The sequence below is a fragment of the Corallincola holothuriorum genome, assembly GCF_003336225.1.
GTDB classification, from domain to species: Bacteria; Pseudomonadota; Gammaproteobacteria; order Enterobacterales; family Neiellaceae; genus Corallincola; species Corallincola holothuriorum.
Genome location: NZ_QPID01000005.1, coordinates 65,309 through 90,063, shown reverse-complemented (window position 1 = coordinate 90,063; position 24,755 = coordinate 65,309). Strand labels below are relative to the sequence as shown.

Below are 24,755 nucleotides of genomic sequence, written 5' to 3'. Positions count from 1 at the left end.
TCTTATGATGCCACATCGTCGCCTGCTGGGTGTCGTTTTGGCCGGCACTCTCGCCCTCCAAGGGTGTGCAGCAGTGATCATAGCGGGCGCCGCGGGAACCGCAGCAGCCATCGATGACCGTCGAACCTTGGGCTCTCAGATTGATGACAATGCCATTGAAATCAAAGCAGTAGGTCGTCTACGGGAGCGCAAAGATATCTGGGATCACAGTCGTATCAGCATCAGCAGCGTGAATGGCACCTTGCTATTGGTAGGACAAGCCCCGACCGCACACCTGCGAAACGAAATAAGCCGTGTGGTTGAAGGTATACCCAGCGTCAAAACAGTGCACAATGAAGTTAAAGTAGGTACACCGATTAGTCTTACTACCCAAAGTAATGACGCCTGGATAACCACCAAGGTCAAAGCTGATCTCATTGGTGATAAAGAGGTAAACGGCAACCAGGTCAAAGTGGTTACCGAGAATAGTGAGGTTTACCTGCTCGGATTATTAACCAAACAGGAAGCAAGTAAAGCCACCGAAATAGCTCGTAATGTCACTGGGGTTAAGCAAGTGGTGCGCGTGTTTGAGTACACCAGCAAATAGCCTGAACAGCTTTCCTCAAAATACAAAAAAGGAGCCTAACGGCTCCTTTTTTATATCAAGTTCTAACGTGACTACTTCACCACGCGCAAGCTAGGGCGCCCACCAGAAGGTGGTGTCGGCTTATCGTCATCCGTCACCGGGGATGTCACCAGTGTTGGTTGCTCTTCCAGATCAGCCTCTGGTGCAATATCATCTGCAAAAACGGTTCCTGCGCCATTTTCTCTGGCATAAATCGCCGTCACCGACTCAATAGGCAGATAAACAGACATAGGCGTCCCCCCAAAACGAGCACTAAACGATACCGCATCATTGCCCAACTCTAGCTGCCCTACTGCATGGGGCGCTAAGTTCAATACAATCTGGCCATGTTTGACGAACTGCGTAGGTACCTTTACTGCATCTACCGTCGCATCCACGACAACGTGGGGCGTCAAGTTGTTATCAACTAGCCACTCATAGAATGCACGCAACAGATAGGGACGGCTTGGGGTCATCGTTTAAAAACCTACTCGCTGTTCTCTTTCCGACTCAGTCAAAGAAGCCTGAAAGGAGTCGCGTTCAAAAACGCGCTGCATATAGGTTTTGATCTCTTTAGAACCACGCCCTGTCAGCTCAATACCTAAACTAGGTAAGCGCCACAACAGCGGGGCAATGTAGCAATCAACCAAACTAAATTCTTCACTCAGAAAATAGGGTGATTCTGCAAACACGGGCGCCAGTGCAATCAAGCTCTCTGTCAGCTCTTTACGTGCTGCATCAGCATTGTTGCCACTGATGATGTTATCAACCAAAACATACCAGTCATTCTCGATGCGGTGCATCATGAGGCGACTGTTACCGCGCGCAACTGGGTATACAGGCATGAGAGGCGGATGAGGAAAACGCTCATCAAGGTATTCCATGATGATGCGAGCGTTATAGAGTACTAACTCGCGATCAACCAAGGTAGGTACCGTGTTGTACGGGTTATACTCGATCAACTCTTCTGGAAGGTTGCTCGGATCAACCTGATTGATCTCTACACTTACCCCTTTCTCAGCCAGCACGATACGTACTTGATGGCTGTACAGATCGTTCGCACCTGAAAACAGGGTCATCACAGAACGTTTATTGGCAGCAACGGCCATGGGGCCTCCATATTATCTTTTAGCAAAAACAGGAGACAGGGTAACCCCTGTCTCCCGACAAACATTATCTTATCAACAACCTAACTAGTGTAGATCGCGAAAGAACTCTTTCTTCAGCAAGTACGCCAGGATAGTGAAAATCACCAAAAACCCTAACACCCACCAGCCCATAGAGCGTCGCTCAAGGGTCACTGGCTCAGCTGAGTAAACAAGGAAATTGACCAAATCGAGTACGGCATGGTCATACTCATCTGTGCTCATTTCACCAGAACCATCAGCTCTTATACCGACATAAACATCTTGCTGTTCACCGTCAATCAGCCGAGATTCATAGGTTTTACGTGGCACCCCTTGTAGCTCTTGCAGTACATGGGGCATACCCACGTCTTTAAAAACCACATTGTTCACGCCAAATGGGCGAGTCGGGTCTTCATAGAAGCTACGCAAATAGGTGTATAACCAATCAGCGCCACGAACTCTGGCAACCAAGGTTAAGTCTGGCGGTGTTGCGCCAAACCACTTAGCACCCAATTCATCTGACATTGCATTTTCCATCAAGGCACCAATTTTGGTTCCCTCAATAAACATCAGATTTTCCTGCATCAAAGCTGCTGAAATACCCAAATCACGCGCAACACGTTCGTAACGCTGATACTTAGTTGAGTGGCAACCTGAACAGTAGTTCATAAAAAGCTTCGCACCTGTTTGCAGCGACGCCTTATCGGTCAAATCATAATTTGCTTTATCAAGGTGGACGTTACCACCCGCAGCCATTACCAAGCTTGGTAGAAGCGCCACCAGCGCTATGATCATCCTTTTCATCAGGTCAGCCTCTCTGGTAGCGGTTTAGTATTTTCATTTTTGCTATAGAACCAAAGCAGTACGAAAAAACCGAAATACAAGAAGGTAAATATCCGCGCATACATAGTGTAGGTTTCAGTCGCTGGCAGAGCACCTAAAATGCCCAATGCCACAAAACTCACAGAGAATTGAGCAATGTTTAGCTTGTGCAAGCCACTACGGTAGCGAATTGAACGAACCTTACAACGATCAAGCCAAGGCAACAGTGCCAACACGACGATCGCCAGCCCCATGAAAACAACCCCGCCGAGCTTATGTGGGATAGCACGAAGTACGGCATAGAACGGCGTGAAATACCAGACTGGTGCAATATGCTCAGGTGTCTTCAGTGGGTTAGCCGCCTCAAAGTTAGGTGGCTCAAGGAAATACCCGCCCATCTCTGGGTTAAAGAAGATGACATAAGCAAAAAAGAATAAAAACACACCGATACCGATGAGATCTTTCACCACAAAATAGGGGAAGAAAGGCGCCGCATCGATAATATCTTTTTTACTGGTGTAGTACTCGTGGAACTTGAACTTAGGCTTATCAGCGTCAGCAACAGACCCTTTTGGCCGTTTAATTTCGACACCGTCAGGGTTGTTAGAGCCCACTTCGTGGAGTGCGACCAGATGCAAGAAGACCAACACCACCAGTACCAGTGGTAATGCGATCACATGCAGGGCAAAGAATCGATTCAGTGTTGCACCGGAGACAACGTAATCGCCACGGATCCAAAGGGTTAAATCGTCACCGATGACAGGTATCGCGCCAAAGAGCGAGATAATCACCTGTGCGCCCCAATAGGACATCTGACCCCAAGGCAGCAGGTAGCCCATGAAGGCCTCAGCCATCAGGGCAATAAAGATAAACATACCAAACAACCACAGCAGTTCACGTGGTTTTTGGTATGAGCCGTAGATCAACCCACGGAACATATGCAGGTAGACAACGACAAAGAATGCCGACGCGCCGGTGGAGTGCATATAACGCAGCAACCAGCCATATTCGACATCTCGCATAATGTATTCAATTGATGCAAACGCGCCTTCAGCCGAGGGCGTGTAATTCATCGTCAACCAAATCCCAGTCAGGATCTGGTTCACCAATACCAACATCGCCAAAGAGCCGAAGAAATACCAGAAGTTAAAATTCTTAGGCGTCGGGTACTGAGCAAGGTGCATATTCCATACACGTTGCATAGGTATCCGGTATTCAATCCATTCGAGTAATGAGCGGAACATTACACAGTCCCTCCGTCAACGCCGACCAAGATGGTTGTATCGTCTTTAAAATGGTACGGGGGAATAACCAAGTTTAACGGTGCTGGTACGTCTTTATAAACCCGACCAGCCATATCAAACTTAGAACCATGACACGGACAGAAGAAGCCGTAGTTAACGCCTTCAACCTGTTCTCCAAAAGAACCAGGAAGGTAAGTTGGCGAACAACCTAAATGAGTACATAAGCCGACCGCAACAAATAGTTCAGGCTTCACTGAACGGAATTCATTTTTAGCGTACTCAGGTTGCTGATCAACTTCGCTGGACTGAGGGTCCTTAAGTTTATCTTCGTTGGCTTTCATCTCTTGTAATACAGAATCAGGACGCAGCACCACCCAAACAGGCTTGCCACGCCATTCAACACGTATTAGCTGTCCCGGTTCCAATTTACTGATATCCACTTCCACCGGAGCACCAGCGGCCTTGGCTTTCTCACTTGGATTCCAAGATTTTATAAATGGGACAGCAGCAGCTACTGCTCCCACACCACCTACGACAGCTGTCGCGGCAGTTAGAAAGCGACGACGGCTGTTATTGACAGGCGCATTGCTCATCCAGTTATCTCCCACATACCATCCGCTTTTATCTGCGGCTTTGGAGCGCGACGAACCGCCTCATCAGGAGAATTCCCGAAAAAGAAAACGGTACGCTGCAAAAAAGAGTCAAGATTGTAAAAAAAACACCCTGCGCTGGCAAGGATACTCGTCATACAACCCTAATCTAAAAAGGAAAAAAAAGCCCCGAAAAACGGGGCTTTTTTTGCAAAGACGTTGACGAACGCCCAGTACCAGCGAATTAACGCTTGGAGAACTGAGGACGCTTACGTGCTTTGTGAAGACCAACTTTCTTACGCTCAACACGACGTGCATCACGAGTAACGAAGCCAGCTTTACGCAGGTCGCTACGCAGAGTCTCATCGTATTCCATCAGTGCACGGGTGATACCGTGACGGATAGCGCCTGCTTGACCGGTAGTACCACCGCCCTTCACAGTTACGTTGATGTCCAGCTTGCCAACCAGTTCGGTTAACTCGAGCGGCTGACGAACAACCATACGAGCCGTTTCGCGGCTGAAGTAAACATCCAAAGGACGTGCATTGACGGTAATAGCGCCACTGCCCGCTTTGATGAATACGCGTGCTGTTGAGCTCTTGCGGCGGCCAGTACCGTAGTATTGATTATCTGCCATGATGGACTGAACCCCCAATTAAAGTTCTAAAGCTTGAGGCTGTTGAGCAGCATGACCATGCTCAGCACCTGCGTAGACTTTCAGCTTACGGAACATTGCGCGACCCAGAGGACCTTTTGGCAACATACCTTTCACTGCTTTCTCAAGAACACGCTCAGGCGCTCTCTGGATAAGCTTTTCAAAGCTCATCTCTTTCAGACCGCCCGGGAAACCGGTGTGACTGTAATAGATTTTGCCTTTCGCTTTGTTACCAGTTACCTGGATCTTCTCAGCATTCACGATGATGATGTAATCACCAGTATCAACGTGAGGAGTATATTCTGGCTTATGCTTGCCACGCAGGCGAAGCGCTACTTCTGTCGCCAGACGACCCAGAGTTTTACCATCTGCATCAACAACGAACCAATCGCGTTTTACAGACTCTGGCTTTGCGGTAAATGTTTTCATTTATCCAAACCTAAAAAATTCGTTTACACCACGTCTCAACGCATTGAGACATCACAAAAATCACCGCATGGTATCCCTTCGAATACACCTGTCGGTCTATGTCAGCACTGCCGATATGGCAGCTGGCAACGTGGGCGGAGCGGGATTATAGACAAAGCGTGGACAAAGATCACCCACTTTCTCACTTATATTTAAGGAATATGTGGGCGCTTGAGGTACTCATGGGACTGCATTTCCAACAAACGGCTCTGGCAACGCTTAAACTCGAAGCTCAATCGCCCATCGTCGTAGAGTTTCTCCATCTCTCTTTCAGCTGAAATAATCAACTTCACATTGCGTTCATAGAACTCATCAACCAAGGCGATAAAACGCCTAGCGACGTCGTCATTGTGTACGCCCATCTGCTTGACGCCATGTAGGAGTAAAGTATGAAACTCTTTTGACAGCTCAATGTAGTCAATCTGGCTGCGGGCGCTTTCACATAACACCGCAAAATCAAACATCACCACACCATCTGCCAACCATCGCGTGACTAACTGACGATTGTTCACTTCAATTGTCGCCCCAGCCTTACCCGGTTCAGGCGCTAACGCGGCAAAGTACTGTTCGAGATTGACTAGCGCGGCGGCGTCTAAAGGATGGTGATAAATCTCTGCGCGTTCCAGTGTTCGCAAACGATAGTCGATACCAGAATCAACATTGACGATGTCGCAATGTTGGTTCAACAAAGCAATGGCGGGTAGAAAACGTGCCCGTTGCAAACCATTGCGATATAGCTCGTCTGGGGGGATATTAGACGTAGTCACAAGCGTCACTCCCCGCAGGAAGAGACCTTTCAGCAAATTACCTAAGATCATCGCGTCGGTGATATCCGACACAAAGAACTCATCCAGGCAGATCACCCTGGCCTCTGCAGCTAACTGCTCTGCGACACTGTCCAAAGGATCTGATTGGCCAGACAACGCCTGCATCATCTGATGAACCCGATGCATAAACCGGTGAAAGTGCAGCCTTAACTTATTCTCTGCCGGCAGGCATTCGAAAAAAGTATCCACTAAGTAGGTTTTACCGCGCCCAACCCCGCCCCAAAAATAAAGCCCTTTCGCCGTTGATGTCGGTGCTTTTGTTAAACGTTGCCAGAATGAACGTTGCGGCGGCTGACTGAGACGCTGATACAGCTCTTGAAGATGGTTAACCGCATTCGCTTGTGCGCTGTCCCTCACAAAACCACTCTGTTCCAGCGCTTTTTCATAACGCGCCAGCGGCGTATCTGACATCTTCTGCCCACCTTTGACAAATAATTGTTTACACTTGCAATGGTACCATGGTGATTCTGACCGAGGTATATTGTGATCTTGGGCATAGCCTACTGAACGAAACGGAGTACGCGCTGAATGATCTGGTTAGTTGGAATTTTATCTATAGTCGTAGGCTTCTTGGCGGGTTGGTATTTTTCACGCTCCACCAATGAAGGTTCCGGTAAAGCTTCGGTTGAAAAAGCACTGGAAGCGACCCAATTTGAATTAGAGCAATATAAGCAAGAAGTGTCGGATCATTTCGCCGCGACGGCTGAATTGCTTGAACAGGCCAATGACAATTACCGCAAATTATGTGGTCAGTTGACCGAGAGTGCTCATGCCCTGCTTGATGAAAAGAGCCGGGCCGAGTTACCTGAGCTAGAAGCGCTGGAGCAACAAAATAAAGCGTTAACGGCAGAAGATGACGAAGAGTGGCAGCAGCCTCGAGATTACTCTGGTTCACCGTCAGGCCTGATCAGTGGTACGGAAAAAGACAAACAGAAAGAGCCTGTAAGTTAACCAAAGCGGGGAACTTATCCCCGCTTCCCTCTGTCTGTTTGTGATGTAGCAACAATCAAACACCATTAGGGAGAATGAAATCAGTATGAAACGTTTGCTGTCTCTTGCCTCGTTGGCGCTATGCGCCACGCTTATCGTTACCCCAACAGAAGCCGCAGCTTCTCTTCCCCTCTCCGTCGAAGGGCAACCAGTTCCTAGCCTTGCTCCTATGCTGGAAAAAGTCACTCCAGCCGTCGTCGACATTTCCGTATCTGGAACTCATACGGCGAAACAAAGGGTTCCGGATATCTATCAATACTTCTTCGGAGCCCCGCGCGAGCAGGTACAAGAGCGACCATTTCGCGGACTCGGCTCTGGGGTCATTATTGACAGTGACAAAGGCTACATAGTCACCAATCACCATGTTATCGACAGCGCAGATAAGATCATGGTGACGTTGCAAGATGGGCGAGAGCTCGATGCCCGCGTTATTGGTTCAGATGAAGAATCCGATATCGCACTGTTACAGGTAGACCAAGATAATTTAGTCGCGCTGCCCCGCGCCAATGCAAGTCAGTTGCGTGTTGGCGACTTTGTGGTGGCCGTGGGCAACCCTTTTGGCTTAGGACAAACAGCTACCTCAGGGATCATCAGCGCCCTAGGTCGCTCTAACCTTAACATCGGCCAATATGAAAACTTTATCCAAACCGATGCAGCCATCAACTCGGGTAACTCTGGCGGCGCATTAGTTAATCTCAATGGTGAACTGGTCGGGATCAATACAGCGATCGTTGCCCCTAACGGCGGCAATGTTGGCATCGGCTTCGCCATCCCGATCGATATGGTGAATGACTTGGTCTCACAATTTATCGAGTTCGGTGAAGTTAGACGCGGTGTACTCGGCGTATCTGGTGGCGAACTCACCCCAGACTTAGCAGAAGCGTTTGGCTACGACACCAAACACGGAGCCTTTGTTAATCAGGTGTTTGAAGGATCGGCCGCAGAGGCTGCAGGGATAAAAGCTGGTGATATCGTGGTCAGTGTTGACGGTAGTATGATCAAAAGCTTTGGCGAACTGCGAGCCAAAATAGCTACCCGCGGCGCTGGCAGCCAGGTTACGCTGGGTGTGATCCGCGATGGTAAATTGACTGACTTTAAAGTCACCCTGAAAGAGGCAGAGGAAGCACGAGTGCAAGCACAGGCGCTCCATCCCGCTTTCGAAGGTGCGGTACTGCGAAACAGTGAAGATAGCGATAAACAACCAGGAGTGATCGTAGAAAAGGTCGCCCCCCGGTCGCCAGCATCACAAATCGGCTTTAAAGAGGGCGACATCATTCTCGGCCTCAATAAACAGCCAGTAACCAACCTGAAGGGGCTACGCCAAATTCTGGAGCAGCAGCCATCCGTATTGGCCCTGAACATTCAACGGAACGGCCAACGTATGTACTTAGTTGTCCGGTAACACCCGATAATCAACTAAGATCTGTTAAGACACGCTCCACCAGAGCGTGTCTTACTCCCTTTTCTTTAGTGGCAGTGCTATCCTGCGATTGTACCTAAAGGAATTTCATATCCATGATCTCTCGATTTGCCTCTTTCGCCTCCTATTTGGGCAAAAGCATCGTTTTTGGCCTCGCCATTGCGGCAATCTTATTGCTGCTACTACCAAACCTGCGTGAGCAGGGAAGCGGCGGGAGTCTGCTGATCAGCAGTCAACCTGCAGCAATATCTTTTGCTGAAGGGGTTAGGCGAGCGGCGCCTGCGGTCGTCAATGTCTATACCCGCAGCCTACGATCGGTCACCGACTCGCAACCAGCACAACTCCGCCCGCAAGGCTTAGGCTCTGGCGTATTGATGAGCAAAAAGGGCTATATACTCACCAATTACCATGTAATTGCCGATGCCGATCAAATTATTGTGGCGCTGCAGGATGGGCGAATATTTACCGCCGAGCTCATTGGCAGTGATATCTATACCGATCTTGCCGTGCTCTATATTGAATCTGACGATCTTCCTGTGATCCCACAAAATAGAGACACAGTGGCCATGGTCGGTGATGTGGTATTGGCCATCGGTAACCCATACAACCTGGGTCAGACGATCACCCAAGGGATCGTCAGTGCCACAGGGCGCAGTGGTATGGCTTCCACCAGCTATCAAGACTTTCTGCAAACCGATGCTGCAATTAATCGCGGTAACTCTGGCGGTGCGCTGGTCAATAGCCTGGGTGAGCTTGTCGGCATCAACACGGCAGCCTATTACACCAGCCCCAATGTTGAGAGCCAAGGGATCAGCTTCGCCATTCCCTATGCGTTAGCCCATAAGATCATGAACAAATTAATTTCCGATGGGCGCGTCATACGAGGTTATTTGGGGATCACTGGGCAACAAGTTAACCCTGTACACGCTAAGCAGTTAAAGCTAGGTACATTAACCGGCGTTGTAATTGACAACATGGAGCCGGACGGCCCAGCAGCAAGAGCGGGACTGCTCCGTAATGACGTAATGATCAAGATGGACGATATAGCTGTCGCTGGTGTCCATGATGCAATGGATCGGATTGCAGAAACCAGACCTGGTGCCACGGTAAATATCACTGTGGTCAGGCGTGGCGAGCGCCTCAACATCCCGGTTCAAGTGCATGAGCCACCAGCACTGGCGCGCAACAACTAGCCACTTTTGCTCAATTGAATGTGGATAAATAAAAAAGCTGCCATTGAGGGCAGCTTTTTTATTGGTATATCAAGACGAGAATCTATCAGGCTTTGACGCGAGTGATTGTCGCGCCTAAGCCGCCCAACTTCTTCTCTATCGCCTCGTACCCGCGATCTAAATGATAGATACGGTCGACAACCGTTTGCCCAGCGGCCATCATACCGGCTATCACCAAGCAAGCTGACGCTCGAAGATCGGTGGCCATCACTTCTGCACCTGTCAATTCGTCAGTGTGATGACAAATAGCAGTGTTGCCTTCCAGTTCAATGTCAGCACCCATGCGGCATAGTTCCGGCACATGCATAAAACGATTCTCAAAAATCGTTTCTGTCACTTTGCCACTGCCATCCGCCAGAATATTAAGCACAGTAAACTGTGCCTGCATATCCGTAGGGAAGCCAGGGTGTGGTGCTGTACGTATGCTTACAGCCTTGAGTTGGCGAGCACGCATATCTAATCGGATCCAGTCATCAGCAAAAGTGACCTTTGCCCCTGCTTCTTGCAGTTTAGCGATAACAGGTTCCAATAAACGCGCATCGGTATTGCGGCAAGTGACATCACCGCCGGAGACAGCCGCTGCCACCAAAAAGGTGCCAGTCTCTATGCGATCAGGTAACACCGCATAACTTCCACCGTGTAGCGCTTTTACGCCTTCAATCTCTATTCTATCTGTCCCGGCACCACTGATCTTCGCCCCAAGTGAGTTTAGGAAGTTGGCTAAATCTGTCACTTCCGGCTCACGAGCCGCGTTTTCAATTATCGTTTTACCGTTGGCAAGGACGGCGGCAGCCATCAAGTTTTCTGTACCTGTCACACTGACGGTATCGAGAAAAATAGTCGCCCCACGCAAGCCACCTTCAGGTGCGGTGGCATTGATATAACCGCCCTCCACCTGAATATCAGCGCCCATCAACTCTAGCCCATGAATATGCAAATTCACTGGACGCGCACCAATAGCACAGCCACCCGGTAACGAAACCCGCGCCTTACCGCCACGAGCGACCAAAGGCCCCAACGCCAGAATAGATGCGCGCATGGTTTTCACCAGATCATAAGGCGCTTCATGGCTGGTCAAACTCGAGGCATCGATAGTAACTTGATTGTCACCACTCCAGTTCGCATCAACCCCCATACGGCCAAGCAGAGCCAACGTAGTATTGATATCTCGCAAGCGAGGTACGTTGTTAACAACCAGCGGCTCACCGCATAGCAGGGTGGCAAATAAAATAGGCAGAGCGGCGTTCTTAGCCCCAGAGATGGTCACATCACCATGCAGAGGACCGCTTTTTTCAACTAACAATCTATCCATTACATACGACTTACTATGAGGGCATCATCAACTTACGTTCCCGTTGCCATTCATCAACGGTAAACGCTTTAATCGAAACTGCGTGCATGTCACCGGCAGCGATCGTAGCCATCAAAGGGCCATAAACCGTCTGCTGACGCTTCACTGATCGCATACCTTCAAAACAGGCACCGACAGCAATAATTTCATAATGACTACCGTCGCTTTTTACATGTACTTCATCCAGCGACAGTGCATCAGTCAGTAATGACTGAATTTCAGTGTTATCCATTACAACCTCTTGGAAAGATCAGGCGGCTTTAGCCGCTTCAATCGGAAGGATATCGTTAAGATCAGAAACTTCGACTAAACGCATCAATTGTTCTGGCGCATTAACAAAATTAAGCACGCGCCCATGACGGCTTTGACAGGCAAATAACTCGAAAAGAAAGGCCATACCAGCACTATCACAGTGCTCAAGCCCTGACAGGTCGACATAGGTAATGCCTTCGCCACAGCAGAGGCTTTCACGTTTGTCCCAAAGGGTAGGAACCGATAGGCGATCTAGCTTACCGCTAATCTGAAAATGGCTGGCCTTAACCCGCTCAAAGGTTGCACTCATTTGGCCTCCTCCGACTCAGATTGAAACTCGATCTTGGTCTGGTTCTTCTCTATCAGCAAATCGGTGACCGCATCCAACCCTTGCTGTCTGATAAGACCTCGCAATTCAGCCTCTTTCTGGCTCAACATACTGAGATTTTCAGCCACCATGTCATAAGCTAGCCATTGACCTGTTTTTTTGTTGCGGCGCATTTTGAAGTCAACGCTGATATCTGGCCTTCCAGGCTCTTGGATCAGTGTCTTAACCGTGGCGTAGTTTTCATCTGATAACGCGCCAGGTAAAAAAGCAACCTTCTGGCCATTGTACTCAGTAAAAAGCTGAGCATAGGTAACTATAAGGTTCTCTTTAAATGCTTCCACAAAGCGATCGCGCTGCTCTTTGGATGATTTTTTCAATTCACTCTGACCGATCACTTTATATGCGGCAAAACGATAGTCGGCATAAGGGATGAGCTCTTCGCGCACAATCTCCTTAAGCAATTCAGGCTGTGCAAGCAGCTGTTCCTGTTCAGTATTAATACGCCCAAAGGTTCGCTTCGACACTGCTTGCGCGAGCTTAAAAGGATCATCCCTCAGTTCCGTTGGCAGCGGTTCAGCGACAGCAGCAGTAACCAGCAGTAACCATGCTGATAAAAAGGAAGTAAGTTTAAATATCATTGAATACACTGTTGCCATGCTCGCTATCTACTTGGATTGACTATAGAGAAACTGCCCAATGAGGTCTTCCAATACCAGTGCCGACTTGGTATCTGGGATCTTATCGCCATCGGCTAAGTAGATACTCTCTTCTTCAAACTCTTCAAAGCCTGGCTGCAGGCCAATGTACTGCTCGCCGAGCAGTCCAGATGTCAAAATCGATGCGGATGTAGAATCGGTAAAGCGGTTATAGTCAGCATCTAAACGCATCTCCACCACAGGCACCCAATCTGTTGGATCAAGGGCAATGGAAGCCACCCGACCAATAACAACGCCACCAACTTTAATCGGCGCACGTACTTTCAAACCACCAATATTGTCGAACTTAGCAAACAGCGTGTACGAGTTCGTGCTGGTACTTAACTCAGAGGTTGCCACTTTCAGTGACAACATAAGTAGCGCCAGAAAACTGGTCAGAACGAAAAAGCCAACCAATATCTCGATTTTACGCTGATCAAAACGCTTACTATTTTGCATCCATTTACCCGAACATAAGCGCGGTAAGGACAAAGTCGAGTCCTAGCACCGCTAACGAAGAATGAACAACGGTTTCAGTGGTTGCCCTACTTATCCCTTCAGAAGTAGGCACTGCATCATATCCCTTGAAAACCGCAATCCAGGTCACTACCAGCGCAAACGCTGCGCTCTTGATAATTCCATTGCCAATGTCTTCCCGCCATTCAACGGAAGAGTTCATCACCGACCAAAATGTGCCACTATCAACTCCCAGCCACTCTACACCAACAAGGTAGCCGCCAAAAATACCCACGCTACTAAACATCAATGCCAATAACGGCATGCTAATGATGCCAGACCAAAAGCGAGGAGCGACGATCCGCTTCAACGGGTCGACAGCCATCATCTCCAAACTAGAGAGCTGCTCAGTGGCTTTCATTAAACCGATTTCAGCGGTCATGGCCGAACCCGCTCTACCGGCAAACAGCAGTGCGGTAACCACAGGGCCAAGTTCCCTTAAAAGGGCTAGAGCAACCATAGGTCCAATGCTGGCTTCTGCACTGTAGTCCACCAATACATTATAGGCTTGCAATCCCAGTACCATGCCAATAAACAGCCCTGATACTAAGACAATCAACATCGACAAAACGCCGGTGATATAAATCTGCTTAATCAGCAGTGGAAAGCCACGGCGTATAGAAAAACGCCCGAACAGCACAGCGGTCAACAATAAAGTAGCCCTGCCTGCGCCCGCCAAACTATCCAATACGCCGACGCCTAAGAGACGAATTCTCTCAATCACTTCGGATCAACTCCCTTAAGATCCTCTGCAAAACTATTCGCAGGAAAATGAAATGGCACAGGACCATCATGGGCACCATCTAAAAACTGGCGTACCAGCGGCGACTCTGATTGTCGAATCCGTTCTGGTGTGCCCTGACCAATCACCTTTTGGTCAGCAATAATATAAACGTAGTCGGCGATACTCATCACTTCCGGCACATCATGGGTTACCACAATGGACGTCATATTTAATGCACTATTAAGTGACCGGATTAACTTAACCAATATTCCCAGAGAAATTGGATCCTGGCCAGCAAACGGTTCATCGTACATGATCAGGTCAGGATCTAATGCAATTGCCCGAGCGAGTGCGGCTCGGCGCGCCATGCCACCAGAGAGCTCACTCGGCATCAAATCCCTAGCCCCTCTTAACCCCACAGCTTCAAGCTTCATTAATACGATAGAACGAATCAACTCTTCTGGTAGGGCAGTGTGTTCGCGAATAGGAAACGCCACATTGTCAAAAACGTCCTGCTCGGTAAACAAAGCGCCGCTTTGAAAAAGCATGCTCATCCGCTTCCGAGCCTCATAAAGCTGGTGTCGGCTCATGCTTGGAATGTCGTCACCGTCGAACAACACCTCGCCTTTAGTCGGTGTTAGTTGGCCACCAATCAGACGCAAGAGGGTCGTTTTGCCGATACCACTAGGCCCCATAATGGCAACCACTTTGCCACGGGGAATGGTCAAATTCAGATCTTTATAGATAAATCTCTGGCCACGACGAAATGTAAGATTGCGTATATCAACAACGTTTTCAGTTGCCATGCTCCATAACCTCTACCGACTCTCGGGGCCAGTTGGCCGCATTGTCCCTTTAGCGGGCCGCTGATTGTATCCTTTTTACGTCTCGCGACCAAATCGAAAACTATTCAAAAAACTGTTTCTGATTATTGCTATGTTCGACATATCATTAAAAAAATGTCACTCTCTGCCACCAAAATGGCGCTTTCCTTGCATCTTTTATCAACGGTCAAAGATTAAAACCTTATGCTAATTCCGGCTCTCATTGTCATAGTTTCCCTCATAGTGCTGGTTTGGAGCGCAGACAAATTTGTCTATGGCGCAGCCGGGCTGGCTCGAAACCTTGGAATATCCCCCCTTGTCATTGGCTTAACTGTTGTCGCTTTCGGCTCTTCTGCGCCAGAAATGCTCGTGGCGGCATCGGCCTCCCTGAATGGCAACCCCGACACGGCGGTGGGTAACGCATTAGGTTCCAACATTACTAATATAGCCATGGTATTGGGAATTACCGCCTTAGTACGCCCGTTGAAAGTATCCTCTGCCACTCTCAAACGTGAGTTCCCGCTCTTGCTGCTAATCACGTTTGGTGTCAGTGCGATGTTTCTCGATCTCAACCTCAGCATCATTGATGGTTGTTTGTTAGTTGCCGGTCTGATTGCATTTACTGGTTTGATGATGCGTATATCGATGCAGGAAGCCAAGGCTGGAGATCCCCTGATTACGGAGGCTGAAGCAGAGATCCCAAGCGATCTTCCCACAGCCAAAGCCATCTTGTGGCTGGCCATTGGACTTCTACTGTTATTAGGCAGCAGTGAGCTACTCGTCACAAACGCGGTTGAACTGGCCCACTATTTTGGTGTCAGTGATCTAGTCATTGGCTTAACGATCATCGCCATTGGCACCAGCTTGCCGGAGTTAGCCGCCAGTGTGGCCGGCGCCCTGCGAAATGAAGGCGATTTGGCACTGGGTAATATTATCGGTTCAAATATCTTCAATTTGTTTGCTGTACTTGCCATGCCAGCGCTATTGGCACCAGGTAAAATAGACGAGCAAGCCTTGTATCGCGATATACCGATAATGATTGGGTTAACGGTGTTGCTGTTCATTTTTTGTTATGGCTGGCGTGGTAAACGGATATTGGCCAAATGGGAAGGCGGCCTATTAGCTGCCTGCTTTATCGGTTACCAGATCCTTTTATTCAGTAACTTACGCTAAGCTTGGCTATAGCGCACCAAAGAAGCATGTTGAGAGAAGTGATGACAGAAACCGTTCAGACACTTTATGGCCATGTTAAAGCCGACATCTTGGCAAAAGCAGCGCGAATTCGACTACTGATTTGCGATGTTGACGGCGTGTTCTCCGATGGCCGAATTTATCTTGGCAACGATGGCGAAGAACTGAAAGCTTTCCACACTCGAGATGGGTATGGCATTAAAGCACTGCAATCCTCAGACGTCGCGGTTGCCGTCATCACAGGTAGACAATCGAATATCGTTGAACAGCGCATGACCGCTTTGGGTGTTGCTCATATTTTCCAAGGCCAAGATAACAAAGTGCAAGCATTCTCCAGCCTTCTTACCACGACCAACTTAACGCCAGAGCAGTGCGCTTATATTGGCGATGATCTGGTTGATGCCCCGGTGATGCAACAGGTCGGACTCGCCATCAGCGTGCAAGATGCTCACCCCATGCTCCATCGCTTTAGCCACTATAAAACCGTGATCCCCGGTGGACGAGGAGCAGTGAGAGAGGTGTGCGATCTAATTTTGCAAGCACAAGACAAATTAGAGACAAGCCAAGGTTTGAGCATATGAACCGGGTTATTCTTTTTACCGTCATACTGTTTGGGGCTGCCATAGGGCTCTACTACTATCAGAGTTTGCTAAAGTCCGAGATCGATATTAATGCGGAGAATCAGGGACAACAGCGGCCTGACTATACGGCCAAAACACTGCGCAGCAGGATTTACAACCAAGAGGGTCAGCTAGAGAATCAAATCTGGGCCAGCAACATGAAGTATTACAATGGTTCGATGACTCTCACGCAATTTGATGCGCCCAAGTTAGTCGTCTACCCAAGCGGTAAGCGTTCTGGTTGGACCTTAAACGCAAGCCATGGTGAATTAGAGCAAAACAACCTACTGCGTTTATCAGAAGATGTTGTGATCACCATGCTAACAGCACAGAATCAAACCAATACCTTACTGACAGATTATGTTGACATAGACCTGACAACCAATGATGTCAGCAGTGATCAACCAGTCACAGTAAAAGGGCCTGGCTACCGACTCGATGGAGTTGGATTAAAGGGCAACGTCGAACAAGAGCACATCGAAGTGCTAAATGATGTAAAAGCGACCTATGAACCTTAAAAATAGATTCACCTTCAGCTTAGTCGGCTTATTGCTGACCACATCGGCTTCCCTAAGCGCCGTTGAAAGTGACTTTAATAAAGAAGTCCGCGTGGATGCAAAACGCCAAAGTATCGATATTCAAAAAGGCATTATTTCCTTCTTTGACGACGTCACGGTAAATCAAGGCACATTACAGATCTTTGCCGACACTTTGCAGGTTGAGCAATCCGCGGGCGCAGGAAAAGAGGTGCTCATCGCAGTCGGTAAACCAGCGAAGTTCAGTCAGGTCTTGGAAAGTGGTCAAAAAATGCATGCCGAAGCTGCAGAGATCCGTTACCGATTAGCAGATAACACTATCCAATTAACTGGTGCAGCGGTACTGACGCAGCAAGACAGCGTCGTGAAAGGCGAAACTATTCATTACGATATCGCCAAACAAAAAATGGTCGCAGAAAGTGGCACAGATAAAGATGATCGCGTGACAACCATTTTTCTCCCCGAACAGCTGCAACAACAGCTCGGCGAAAGTAAGGAATAAACCATGGCGACATTGAAAGCCAGTCAATTAGCCAAGAGCTACAAAGATAGACAGGTAGTTAAGAATGTCTCTTTAGCGCTGAATGATGGCCAAATAGTTGGCTTATTGGGACCGAATGGGGCCGGTAAAACAACCACCTTCTATATGGTGGTTGGACTGGTACCCAACGATAAAGGGCGCATCACGATTGACGATGAAGATGTGACCCTTTCACCCATGCATATCAGAGCGCGCAAGGGGATCGGTTACCTGCCACAGGAGTCCTCCATCTTTCGTAAACTCAGTGTCGCTGACAACATCATGGCAGTACTGCAAACCCGTCCAGAGTTAAGCCGGTTACAGCGCACGGAAACCTTGGAACATCTGCTAGAAGAGTTTAGCATCACTCACATAAGAGATAGCTTAGGTATGTCACTGTCAGGTGGTGAACGCCGTCGAGTAGAGATAGCCAGAGCGCTGGCTGTGGAACCTAGGTTCGTGCTGCTGGATGAGCCTTTCGCTGGCGTAGACCCTATCTCAGTCACAGATATAAAAAAGATTATTCAACACCTAAGAGACCGTGGTCTCGGTGTATTGATCACTGATCATAACGTGCGAGAAACACTCGATGTGTGCGAATATGCTTATATCGTTAGCCACGGAGAGTTAATCGCCGAAGGAAAACCGGAACAAGTGTTAGCCGACCAAAAGGTACGAGACGTATATCTCGGGGAACAATTCCGGCTATAGTGTAAGTAACCAGCGTTGATACATCGGGCTCTTTTGAGTGCCGATTAACGATGACAGCAACAGCATTATTTTAAATGTCACGGAAGTAGATGAAACCGTCATTACAGTTACGTTTAGGTCAGCAACTCACCATGACGCCGCAATTGCAGCAAGCAATCCGGCTATTGCAATTGTCGACGCTCGACCTTCAGCAAGAGATCCAAGAAGCGCTGGATAATAATCCGCTACTCGAGCAAAACGAAGCGGAAGAAACCAGTGAGCAAGTTAATGGTGAAAGCCATACCGCGACTGACAAGCTGGAACAAACCACGGCTAATGCTGAAAATAATCAGTCGGAAGAGCGCGAAGATGCAGCCATGGAAACATCTGAGGCGCTCAACCAACAACAAATCAATGAAGAACTGCCTACCGATACAACCTGGGATGACCACCTTTCAGCAGCGCCCGTTTCAGGTTCCTCGTTCAGTGATGACGCCGACTTTACCTATCAAGGCGAAACCACAGAGTCGTTGCAAGATCATCTGGAATGGCAGATGCAATTAACCCCGTTCACAGATGTCGACAGAGCCATTGCGACATCGATAATCGATGGGATTGATGAATCGGGTTACCTGACGGTCACCGCCGACGATATTCTTGCTTCTTTAGGGCAGGAAGATATCGAACTTGATGAAATAGAAGCGGTCATTAAGCGAGTACAACTGTTCGACCCTATTGGCGTAGGTGCCCGCACATTGCAGGAGTGCCTGCTGGTACAACTCAATCAGTTTGCCAAAGAGACACCTTGGCTAAAAGAGTGCCGCCAGGTTATTGGTCAGTATATTGACCTGCTAGCCAGCCGGGATTATCGCCAATTGATGCGCAAGACCAAACTGAAAGAAGACCAGCTACGTGAAGTTCTGCGGGTGATCCAGTCGTTGAATCCGCGCCCCGGCAGCGCAGTGATCAGCGGTGATGAGCAATATGTAATCCCCGATGTGTCGGTAATGAAAAAAGCTGGACGTTGGGTGGTTGAGCTAAACCCTGACTCGGTACCCAAGCTGAAAGTAAATCAGCAATACGCAGCGATGAGCCGGACGGTAAAGAACACTACTGACAGTCAATATATACGCTCTCATCTGCAGGAAGCGAAGTGGTTCATCAAAAGTCTGGAAAGTCGTAACGACACCCTACTCAAGGTCGCCAACTGTATCGTACAGTTCCAACGCGACTTCTTTGAGTACGGCGATGAAGCGATGAAGCCAATGGTACTCAATGATATTGCCTTAGCGGTTGATATGCACGAGTCCACCATCTCTCGGGTAACCACACAAAAATATATGCATACCCCGCGGGGTATTTTCGAACTCAAGTATTTCTTCTCCAGTCATGTCAGTACTGAAAGTGGCGGAGAATGTTCTTCAACGGCAATTAGAGCGTTAATCAAGAAACTTGTGGCGGCAGAAATCCCTAATAAGCCTTTGTCAGATAGCAAGATTGCTGACCTACTGGCAGATCAGGGAATTCAGATAGCGCGGAGAACCATTGCGAAGTATCGGGAATCCTTGTCTATTCCACCGTCAAATCAGCGAAAAAGCCTGCTATAGCAGGCAATAAAACTAAATAAGGATGAGGTCTATGCAAATCAATCTTACCGGCCATCATGTAGAAGTAACAGACTCTCTGCGAGAGTATGTCGACGGAAAATTTAGTAAATTAGAGCGCCACTTTGACCACATCAACAATGTCCACGTGATCCTCAATGTTGAGAAATTAACCCAAAAAGCCGAAGCCACACTGCACCTAAATGGTGGAGAGATCTTTGCGAATGCAGAGCATCGTGATATGTATGCAGCTATTGACTCGTTGATCGATAAACTCGATCGGCAAGTAATAAAACACAAAGAAAAGCTAAATGCTCACTAGAGATGTCTATGGATATATCATCCATACTTAGCCTGGACTGCACCCGAAGTGCAGTCCATGGTTCAAGTAAGAAACGAATATTAGAAATGGCCAGTGAATTGGCAGCCAAACACTTGCCAGAACATGGCCACAAAGCCATTTTCGAAAGTATTCTAGAACGTGAAAAGAAAGGCAGTACCGGTATAGGTAACGGCATTGCCATTCCCCACGGTAGGATCACTAACGCCAATAAAGCAGTCGCCGTGTTATTGCAGTGCGATGAGCCTATCGCCTTTGATGCAATTGATAACAAACCGGTGGATCTGATTTTCGCCCTCTTGGTTCCAGAACAGAGTTGTCAGGAACATCTGAAGACCTTGTCGGCTATCGCCGCCAAATTGTCAGATAAACAAGTCCTCAAACAGCTCCGTTGTGCCGCTAACGATCAACAATTATACGAAATTATCACCGATTCATGACCAGCACTGACGTGGCCGCAAAACCCAAACTAACGATTGTCAGTGGCCGCTCAGGCTCAGGCAAAAGTGTTGCGCTTCGCGTATTGGAGGATTTAGGTCACTACTGTGTCGACAACCTGCCGGTAGCCATGCTACCGACACTGGTTGCTCAAGTAAGTGGGCACTATAGCGATATCGCCGTCAGCATTGACGTCAGAAACCTGCCCGAAGACCCTCATACGCTGGAAACAATTCTCGACCTTTTATGTCAGCAATGCCGCTGTACGGTTCTGTTTATGGATGCGCAGCAAAGTGCATTGATCCAGCGCTTTAGCGAAACTCGACGGCTCCACCCACTCTCCAAACATGGTGTATCTCTGGAGCAAGCGATTGAAGCAGAGCAGCGCTTACTTGAACCGCTTATCTCCCGTGCCGATCTTCAGATAGACAGCTCTCAGTTGTCGATACATCAGCTCAGCGATCTGGTGCGAGAACGGTTACTAGGCAATGCTGATCGCCATCTGGTTTTAGTATTTGAGTCCTTTGGCTTTAAATACGGTATTCCGCAAGACGCTGATTATGTGTTTGATGCACGATTCTTGCCCAACCCCCATTGGGAACCAGAACTACGCCCCATGACCGGATTAGATGCCCCTGTTGAGCAGTTTTTTAGCCGCCAACCTATCGTGGCCAAATTCATCTGGCAGATAAACAACTTACTCAATACCTGGTTGCCACATCTGGAACTGAACAATCGAAGCTATGTAACCGTCGCTATCGGTTGCACCGGTGGACAACACCGTTCTGTGTTCATTGCCGAAACATTGGCAAAACAGTTCAAAGAGTTACGTAACGAAATTCAGATCCGTCACCGAGAACTAGGTCATTAGTCTTTATGACACAACGCATTGAAAAGAAACTACTGATAAAAAACAAACTGGGTTTGCATGCCCGCGCAGCAACCAAGTTAGTCATGCTGGTCAACAAATTTGATGCCGAAGTGATGATTGAGCATCAAGGAAAATCCGCTTCCGCCGCCAGTGTCATGGGACTGCTGATGATGGAAACCTGTATGGGGCAAGAGATCCAGGTCGTTGCCGAAGGGGATGAAGCACAGCAGGCATTGGATGCTGTTGAGTCCCTGATCAATGACAGATTCGACGAAAACGAATAATCCTCACCTGTTAAAGAAAAATTCTCTCTATTTTTCTGGTTGTTACGATACAATTCCGCTATCGAACTTTTTTAATCGATTGGAGGGCTTAAGGCGATGGCTGAAACTTTAGAGCAAGACCTTACCCAACAAAAATTAAAAGAGGTAAAAAGTGCCCTAGATAGCGGCATGTTTATCCATGTTCGCCGCATTTTGCAGGAGATGGATCCTTCTGATGTCGCCCTTCTGTTTGAGTCAACCCCCACTAAGGGCCGTGCGGTCCTATGGCAGCTGGTCGATCCTGATCTGCATGGCGAGATCCTCGAAGAGCTGTCGGAAGATGTAAAAGACAGCATTATCCGCTTAATGGACCCGGAACTGGTCGCTGCGGCCACCGAAGGGATGGATACCGATGACTTAGCCAACCTGTTACGGGGTCTCCCAGACAGCGTCTATCGCGAAATTTTGGCACAAATGGACGCGCAGGACAGGCACAGGGTTGAAGCCGCCCTCTCCTATCCTGAAGAGACCGCTGGCGCGATCATGAATACGGATACCGTCACTCTGCGCCCTGATGTCACTGTCGATGTGATATTGCGTTACCTGCGTTTGAAAGGCGAACTGCCAGAAGCCACCGATAACCTCTATGTGGTTAATCTTCGAGACGAGTTACTTGGGCAAGTTTCACTCACCACCTTAGTTACCGCCAACCCCAGCGCCACCATTGCCGATGTGATGGACACGGGGGCAGAAAAGATCCCTGCAGACATGGAGGAAACGGAGGTTGCCCAGATGTTTGAACGTTACAACTGGATCTCCGCGCCCGTGGTTGATGACCGAGGTGTCCTGCTGGGCCGTATCACTATTGATGATGTCGTCGACATTATCCGCGAGGATGCAGAACACTCAATGATGAGCATGGCGGGTCTGGATGATGAAGAAGATACCTTTGCTCCAGTCCTCAAAAGTACCAAACGACGTACAGTATGGCTGGGGATCAACCTCCTGACCGCACTCATGGCGGCCTTTGTCAGTAACCTGTTTGAAGACACCTTAGCGCAGATGGCCACATTGGCCGTATTGATGACCATCGTTCCCAGCATGGGCGGGATCGCCGGCAGTCAGACCCTAACACTGGTGATCCGCGGCATGGCATTAGGCCACATTGGTGACAGCAACTCGCGCTGGCTGCTAGGCAAAGAAGCATTAATCGGGCTGTTAAATGGTCTGATCTGGGCACTATTGATCGCCGCAGTAGTCGCAGTATGGAAACAGGATATTAGAGTCGGGGCGGTGATCGCGTTTGCCATGTTGGTGAATATGGTTTGTGCTGGAGCCAGTGGTGTAATGATCCCACTGCTAATGAAGCGAATGAATATCGATCCTGCACTGGCCGGTGGCGTGGTGCTCACCACCATTACCGATGTCGTCGGTCTGTTCGCTTTCTTGGGTGTTGCCACCTGGTTATTGCTCTAGCCGCTAGAGGCAGCGTTACCGACAAAGGCTGCTGCCAACAGCCTTTGTCATGCATAGCCGATTAGTTACCCGCTACCCGCATGTTCTCCAGCAGAATAGAGCCTGAGTGCATCGCGCCGCGATAATCGACATCGTTACCCACTGCGACGATCTGTTGGAACATATCTTTAAGATTTCCAGCGATAGTGATCTCTTCCACCGGGAACTGGATCTCACCATTTTCGACCCAAAAGCCAGCGGCACCACGGGAGTAATCACCAGTCACTATGTTGACGCCCTGCCCCATCACTTCTGTCACCAACAAGCCTTTGCCCATCTTTTGCAACAACGCTTTTTGATCACCATCGGTACTGGCCACTTGCCAATTGTGGATCCCGCCAGCATGGCCGGTCGACGCCATTCCCATTTTGCGAGCCGCATAGCTGGTCAACAGATAGCTCTGCAATACACCATCACTGATAATATCGCGTTCAACAGTGGCAACCCCCTCCGAATCAAATGGACTGCTACCAAGTGCCCTTGGCAAATGCGGACGTTCGGTGATATTGAAAAACTCAGGGAATATCTTCTCGCCCAGCTGATCCAGCAGGAAGCTGGATTGACGATAAAGGTTACTGCCAGATATAGCGGCTACCAGATGACTGACAAAGCCACCCGCCATCTCGGGCGAAAACAATACAGGCACACTGCAGGTATCCAGTTTGCGGCCACCAAGGCGCTCGACGGTCTTGCGGGCGGCTTCCTCGCCAACCTTTTCTGCACTCCATAACGCTGCCGGATCTCGGGCGACAGAATAACCATAATCTCGCTGCATCTGTTCGCCTTCAGAGCCGATCACCACACAGCTCAAGCTATGTCGCGAGCTTCGATAGCCATGCAGAAAGCCATGGCTATTTCCGTAAACCCGGGTGCCATTGTGCGTACCAAAAGTGGCACCATCACTATTGACGATGCGAGGGTCATGGGCCAGAGCAACCGCTTCTGCACGGCTTGCCACCGCAATCGCATGTTCCACATCCATCGCTTGTGGGTGATAGAGATCCAGATCCGGTACCTCTGTCGCTAACCAGCTTTTATCAGCAGGACCATTACAGGGGTCTTCAGACGTATGACTTGCGATATGTACGGCTGCTTTCACCGCCTGAGACAACGCCTCTTTACTGAGATCAGAGGTAGATGCAGATCCTTTCTGATGCCCCATATAGACACTGATCCCGAGCGCACCATCCTGGTTAAACTCCAGCGTATCGACCTCACCTTTGCGCATCGACACCGACAACCCCTGTTGACGGCTGATAGCCACTTCGGCACCACTCACGCCTTCAGACTTAGCCAACGCCAAAGCATCTTCCACGGCTTGCTTTAATATGGGTAACTGCTGTTCAAATTCGTCCTGCTGCACAAAAATTCCGCCATCTGAGGTATCGTTAACCTCATAATACTGCAATCGGCCTCAACTCTCAGCTTCTGACTGGATAGATCAGTGATCCATGTGGTATAGGTTACTCATCTTCCTTAAAAAAACAGTTCAATATCT

Annotated in this window: 31 protein-coding genes; 15 read left to right on the top strand and 16 right to left on the bottom strand. The window is 48.8% G+C overall.

The features are described from left to right. Window positions 1-4 precede the first annotated feature (4 nt). The gene (dolP, locus tag DU002_RS09575; protein WP_233496464.1) at window positions 5-586 is read left to right on the top strand and encodes a division/outer membrane stress-associated lipid-binding lipoprotein; all 582 of its coding nucleotides are present in this window, start codon (window positions 5-7) and stop codon (window positions 584-586) included. Window positions 587-657: 71 nt separating this feature from the next. Here the strand turns inward: dolP and DU002_RS09570 are convergent, their stop codons facing one another. The 8 genes from DU002_RS09570 to zapE form a co-directional block, all read right to left on the bottom strand. Further along, window positions 658-1,080 carry a ClpXP protease specificity-enhancing factor gene (locus tag DU002_RS09570; RefSeq protein ID WP_114338157.1) on the bottom strand — a complete coding sequence of 141 codons (423 nt, stop codon included), beginning with the start codon at window positions 1,078-1,080 and terminating at the stop codon, window positions 658-660. 3 nt (window positions 1,081-1,083) lie between these two features. After that, a complete protein-coding gene (gene sspA, locus DU002_RS09565; protein ID WP_114338156.1) occupies window positions 1,084-1,713 on the bottom strand; it encodes a stringent starvation protein SspA in 630 nt (209 codons plus the stop codon). Between the two features lie 84 nt (window positions 1,714-1,797). Next, on the bottom strand, window positions 1,798-2,535 hold the full coding sequence (locus DU002_RS09560; RefSeq protein ID WP_114338155.1) for a cytochrome c1: 738 nt from the start codon (window positions 2,533-2,535) through the stop codon (window positions 1,798-1,800). After that, window positions 2,535-3,797 carry a cytochrome b gene (locus DU002_RS09555; RefSeq protein ID WP_114338154.1) on the bottom strand — a complete coding sequence of 421 codons (1,263 nt, stop codon included), beginning with the start codon at window positions 3,795-3,797 and terminating at the stop codon, window positions 2,535-2,537. The genes DU002_RS09560 and DU002_RS09555 overlap by 1 nt, the downstream gene beginning before the upstream one ends. Next, window positions 3,797-4,390, bottom strand: a complete 594-nt coding sequence (petA, locus tag DU002_RS09550; RefSeq protein WP_114338153.1) for a ubiquinol-cytochrome c reductase iron-sulfur subunit — start codon at window positions 4,388-4,390, stop codon at window positions 3,797-3,799. Before petA ends, DU002_RS09555 begins: the two co-directional genes overlap by 1 nt. A gap of 241 nt (window positions 4,391-4,631) precedes the next feature. After that, on the bottom strand, window positions 4,632-5,024 hold the full coding sequence (gene rpsI, locus DU002_RS09545; RefSeq protein ID WP_114338366.1) for a 30S ribosomal protein S9: 393 nt from the start codon (window positions 5,022-5,024) through the stop codon (window positions 4,632-4,634). A gap of 18 nt (window positions 5,025-5,042) precedes the next feature. After that, window positions 5,043-5,471, bottom strand: a complete 429-nt coding sequence (rplM, locus tag DU002_RS09540; protein WP_114338152.1) for a 50S ribosomal protein L13 — start codon at window positions 5,469-5,471, stop codon at window positions 5,043-5,045. A gap of 191 nt (window positions 5,472-5,662) precedes the next feature. Continuing rightward, window positions 5,663-6,748: a cell division protein ZapE gene (gene zapE / locus DU002_RS09535; RefSeq protein WP_114338151.1), complete on the bottom strand. Its 1,086-nt coding sequence runs from the start codon at window positions 6,746-6,748 to the stop codon at window positions 5,663-5,665. Between the two features lie 117 nt (window positions 6,749-6,865). On the opposite strand from zapE, the gene DU002_RS09530 reads away from it, so the two are divergent. The 3 genes from DU002_RS09530 (at window position 6,866) to degS (ending at window position 9,940) form a co-directional block, all read left to right on the top strand. Continuing rightward, on the top strand, window positions 6,866-7,288 hold the full coding sequence (locus tag DU002_RS09530; RefSeq protein WP_114338150.1) for a YhcB family protein: 423 nt from the start codon (window positions 6,866-6,868) through the stop codon (window positions 7,286-7,288). An 85-nt stretch (window positions 7,289-7,373) separates the two neighbouring features. After that, complete coding sequence (locus DU002_RS09525; protein WP_114338149.1) at window positions 7,374-8,729, top strand: Do family serine endopeptidase; 1,356 nt, start codon at window positions 7,374-7,376, stop codon at window positions 8,727-8,729. 113 nt (window positions 8,730-8,842) lie between these two features. Next, window positions 8,843-9,940 carry an outer membrane-stress sensor serine endopeptidase DegS gene (gene degS / locus DU002_RS09520; protein WP_114338148.1) on the top strand — a complete coding sequence of 366 codons (1,098 nt, stop codon included), beginning with the start codon at window positions 8,843-8,845 and terminating at the stop codon, window positions 9,938-9,940. 85 nt (window positions 9,941-10,025) lie between these two features. Here the strand turns inward: degS and murA are convergent, their stop codons facing one another. Genes murA through mlaF form a run of 7 tightly spaced genes read right to left on the bottom strand, consistent with a single transcriptional unit; the run spans window position 10,026 to window position 14,651 of the window. Further along, window positions 10,026-11,291: a UDP-N-acetylglucosamine 1-carboxyvinyltransferase gene (murA, locus tag DU002_RS09515; RefSeq protein ID WP_114338147.1), complete on the bottom strand. Its 1,266-nt coding sequence runs from the start codon at window positions 11,289-11,291 to the stop codon at window positions 10,026-10,028. A gap of 13 nt (window positions 11,292-11,304) precedes the next feature. After that, a complete protein-coding gene (gene ibaG, locus DU002_RS09510; protein ID WP_114338146.1) occupies window positions 11,305-11,562 on the bottom strand; it encodes a BolA family iron metabolism protein IbaG in 258 nt (85 codons plus the stop codon). Between the two features lie 18 nt (window positions 11,563-11,580). Next, a complete protein-coding gene (locus DU002_RS09505) occupies window positions 11,581-11,892 on the bottom strand; it encodes an STAS domain-containing protein (RefSeq protein ID WP_114338145.1) in 312 nt (103 codons plus the stop codon). Beyond that, complete coding sequence (locus DU002_RS09500) at window positions 11,889-12,548, bottom strand: MlaC/ttg2D family ABC transporter substrate-binding protein (protein ID WP_158538017.1); 660 nt, start codon at window positions 12,546-12,548, stop codon at window positions 11,889-11,891. The genes DU002_RS09505 and DU002_RS09500 overlap by 4 nt, the downstream gene beginning before the upstream one ends. Window positions 12,549-12,575: 27 nt before the next feature. Next, complete coding sequence (gene mlaD, locus DU002_RS09495; RefSeq protein WP_114338143.1) at window positions 12,576-13,064, bottom strand: outer membrane lipid asymmetry maintenance protein MlaD; 489 nt, start codon at window positions 13,062-13,064, stop codon at window positions 12,576-12,578. A 4-nt stretch (window positions 13,065-13,068) separates the two neighbouring features. Next, window positions 13,069-13,845 carry a lipid asymmetry maintenance ABC transporter permease subunit MlaE gene (mlaE, locus tag DU002_RS09490; RefSeq protein ID WP_114338142.1) on the bottom strand — a complete coding sequence of 259 codons (777 nt, stop codon included), beginning with the start codon at window positions 13,843-13,845 and terminating at the stop codon, window positions 13,069-13,071. Continuing rightward, window positions 13,842-14,651: a phospholipid ABC transporter ATP-binding protein MlaF gene (mlaF, locus tag DU002_RS09485; RefSeq protein WP_114338141.1), complete on the bottom strand. Its 810-nt coding sequence runs from the start codon at window positions 14,649-14,651 to the stop codon at window positions 13,842-13,844. The genes mlaE and mlaF overlap by 4 nt, the downstream gene beginning before the upstream one ends. 222 nt (window positions 14,652-14,873) lie before the next feature. Between mlaF and DU002_RS09480 the strand changes: the two genes are divergently transcribed. The 11 genes from DU002_RS09480 to mgtE all read left to right on the top strand — a co-directional run bounded on the left by DU002_RS09480 (window position 14,874) and on the right by mgtE (window position 23,218). Continuing rightward, window positions 14,874-15,842 (top strand): calcium/sodium antiporter, encoded by a 969-nt coding sequence (locus DU002_RS09480; RefSeq protein WP_114338140.1) that lies wholly within the window; start codon window positions 14,874-14,876, stop codon window positions 15,840-15,842. 41 nt (window positions 15,843-15,883) lie between these two features. Beyond that, complete coding sequence (gene kdsC / locus DU002_RS09475; protein WP_114338365.1) at window positions 15,884-16,441, top strand: 3-deoxy-manno-octulosonate-8-phosphatase KdsC; 558 nt, start codon at window positions 15,884-15,886, stop codon at window positions 16,439-16,441. Next, the gene (lptC, locus tag DU002_RS09470; RefSeq protein WP_114338139.1) at window positions 16,438-16,998 is read left to right on the top strand and encodes an LPS export ABC transporter periplasmic protein LptC; all 561 of its coding nucleotides are present in this window, start codon (window positions 16,438-16,440) and stop codon (window positions 16,996-16,998) included. The genes kdsC and lptC overlap by 4 nt, the downstream gene beginning before the upstream one ends. Beyond that, complete coding sequence (lptA, locus tag DU002_RS09465; RefSeq protein WP_114338138.1) at window positions 16,988-17,518, top strand: lipopolysaccharide transport periplasmic protein LptA; 531 nt, start codon at window positions 16,988-16,990, stop codon at window positions 17,516-17,518. The genes lptC and lptA overlap by 11 nt, the downstream gene beginning before the upstream one ends. Before the next feature lie 3 nt (window positions 17,519-17,521). After that, on the top strand, window positions 17,522-18,247 hold the full coding sequence (gene lptB / locus DU002_RS09460) for an LPS export ABC transporter ATP-binding protein (protein ID WP_114338137.1): 726 nt from the start codon (window positions 17,522-17,524) through the stop codon (window positions 18,245-18,247). An 89-nt stretch (window positions 18,248-18,336) separates the two neighbouring features. Next, window positions 18,337-19,833 (top strand): RNA polymerase factor sigma-54, encoded by a 1,497-nt coding sequence (locus DU002_RS09455; RefSeq protein WP_114338136.1) that lies wholly within the window; start codon window positions 18,337-18,339, stop codon window positions 19,831-19,833. Window positions 19,834-19,864: 31 nt separating this feature from the next. Then, entirely contained in the window at window positions 19,865-20,152 is a 288-nt protein-coding gene (gene hpf, locus DU002_RS09450; protein ID WP_114338135.1) for a ribosome hibernation promoting factor, read from the top strand. 8 nt (window positions 20,153-20,160) lie between these two features. Continuing rightward, window positions 20,161-20,610 carry a PTS IIA-like nitrogen regulatory protein PtsN gene (ptsN, locus tag DU002_RS09445; RefSeq protein ID WP_114338364.1) on the top strand — a complete coding sequence of 150 codons (450 nt, stop codon included), beginning with the start codon at window positions 20,161-20,163 and terminating at the stop codon, window positions 20,608-20,610. After that, on the top strand, window positions 20,607-21,479 hold the full coding sequence (gene rapZ / locus DU002_RS09440; RefSeq protein ID WP_114338134.1) for an RNase adapter RapZ: 873 nt from the start codon (window positions 20,607-20,609) through the stop codon (window positions 21,477-21,479). Before ptsN ends, rapZ begins: the two co-directional genes overlap by 4 nt. Before the next feature lie 5 nt (window positions 21,480-21,484). Further along, window positions 21,485-21,763, top strand: a complete 279-nt coding sequence (locus DU002_RS09435) for an HPr family phosphocarrier protein (RefSeq protein ID WP_114338133.1) — start codon at window positions 21,485-21,487, stop codon at window positions 21,761-21,763. Window positions 21,764-21,859: 96 nt separating this feature from the next. Next, window positions 21,860-23,218 carry a magnesium transporter gene (gene mgtE, locus DU002_RS09430; protein WP_114338132.1) on the top strand — a complete coding sequence of 453 codons (1,359 nt, stop codon included), beginning with the start codon at window positions 21,860-21,862 and terminating at the stop codon, window positions 23,216-23,218. 61 nt (window positions 23,219-23,279) lie between these two features. On the opposite strand, the gene pmbA is transcribed toward mgtE, so the two are convergent. Next, window positions 23,280-24,665: a metalloprotease PmbA gene (gene pmbA, locus DU002_RS09425; RefSeq protein ID WP_407642931.1), complete on the bottom strand. Its 1,386-nt coding sequence runs from the start codon at window positions 24,663-24,665 to the stop codon at window positions 23,280-23,282. Window positions 24,666-24,755 lie beyond the last annotated feature (90 nt).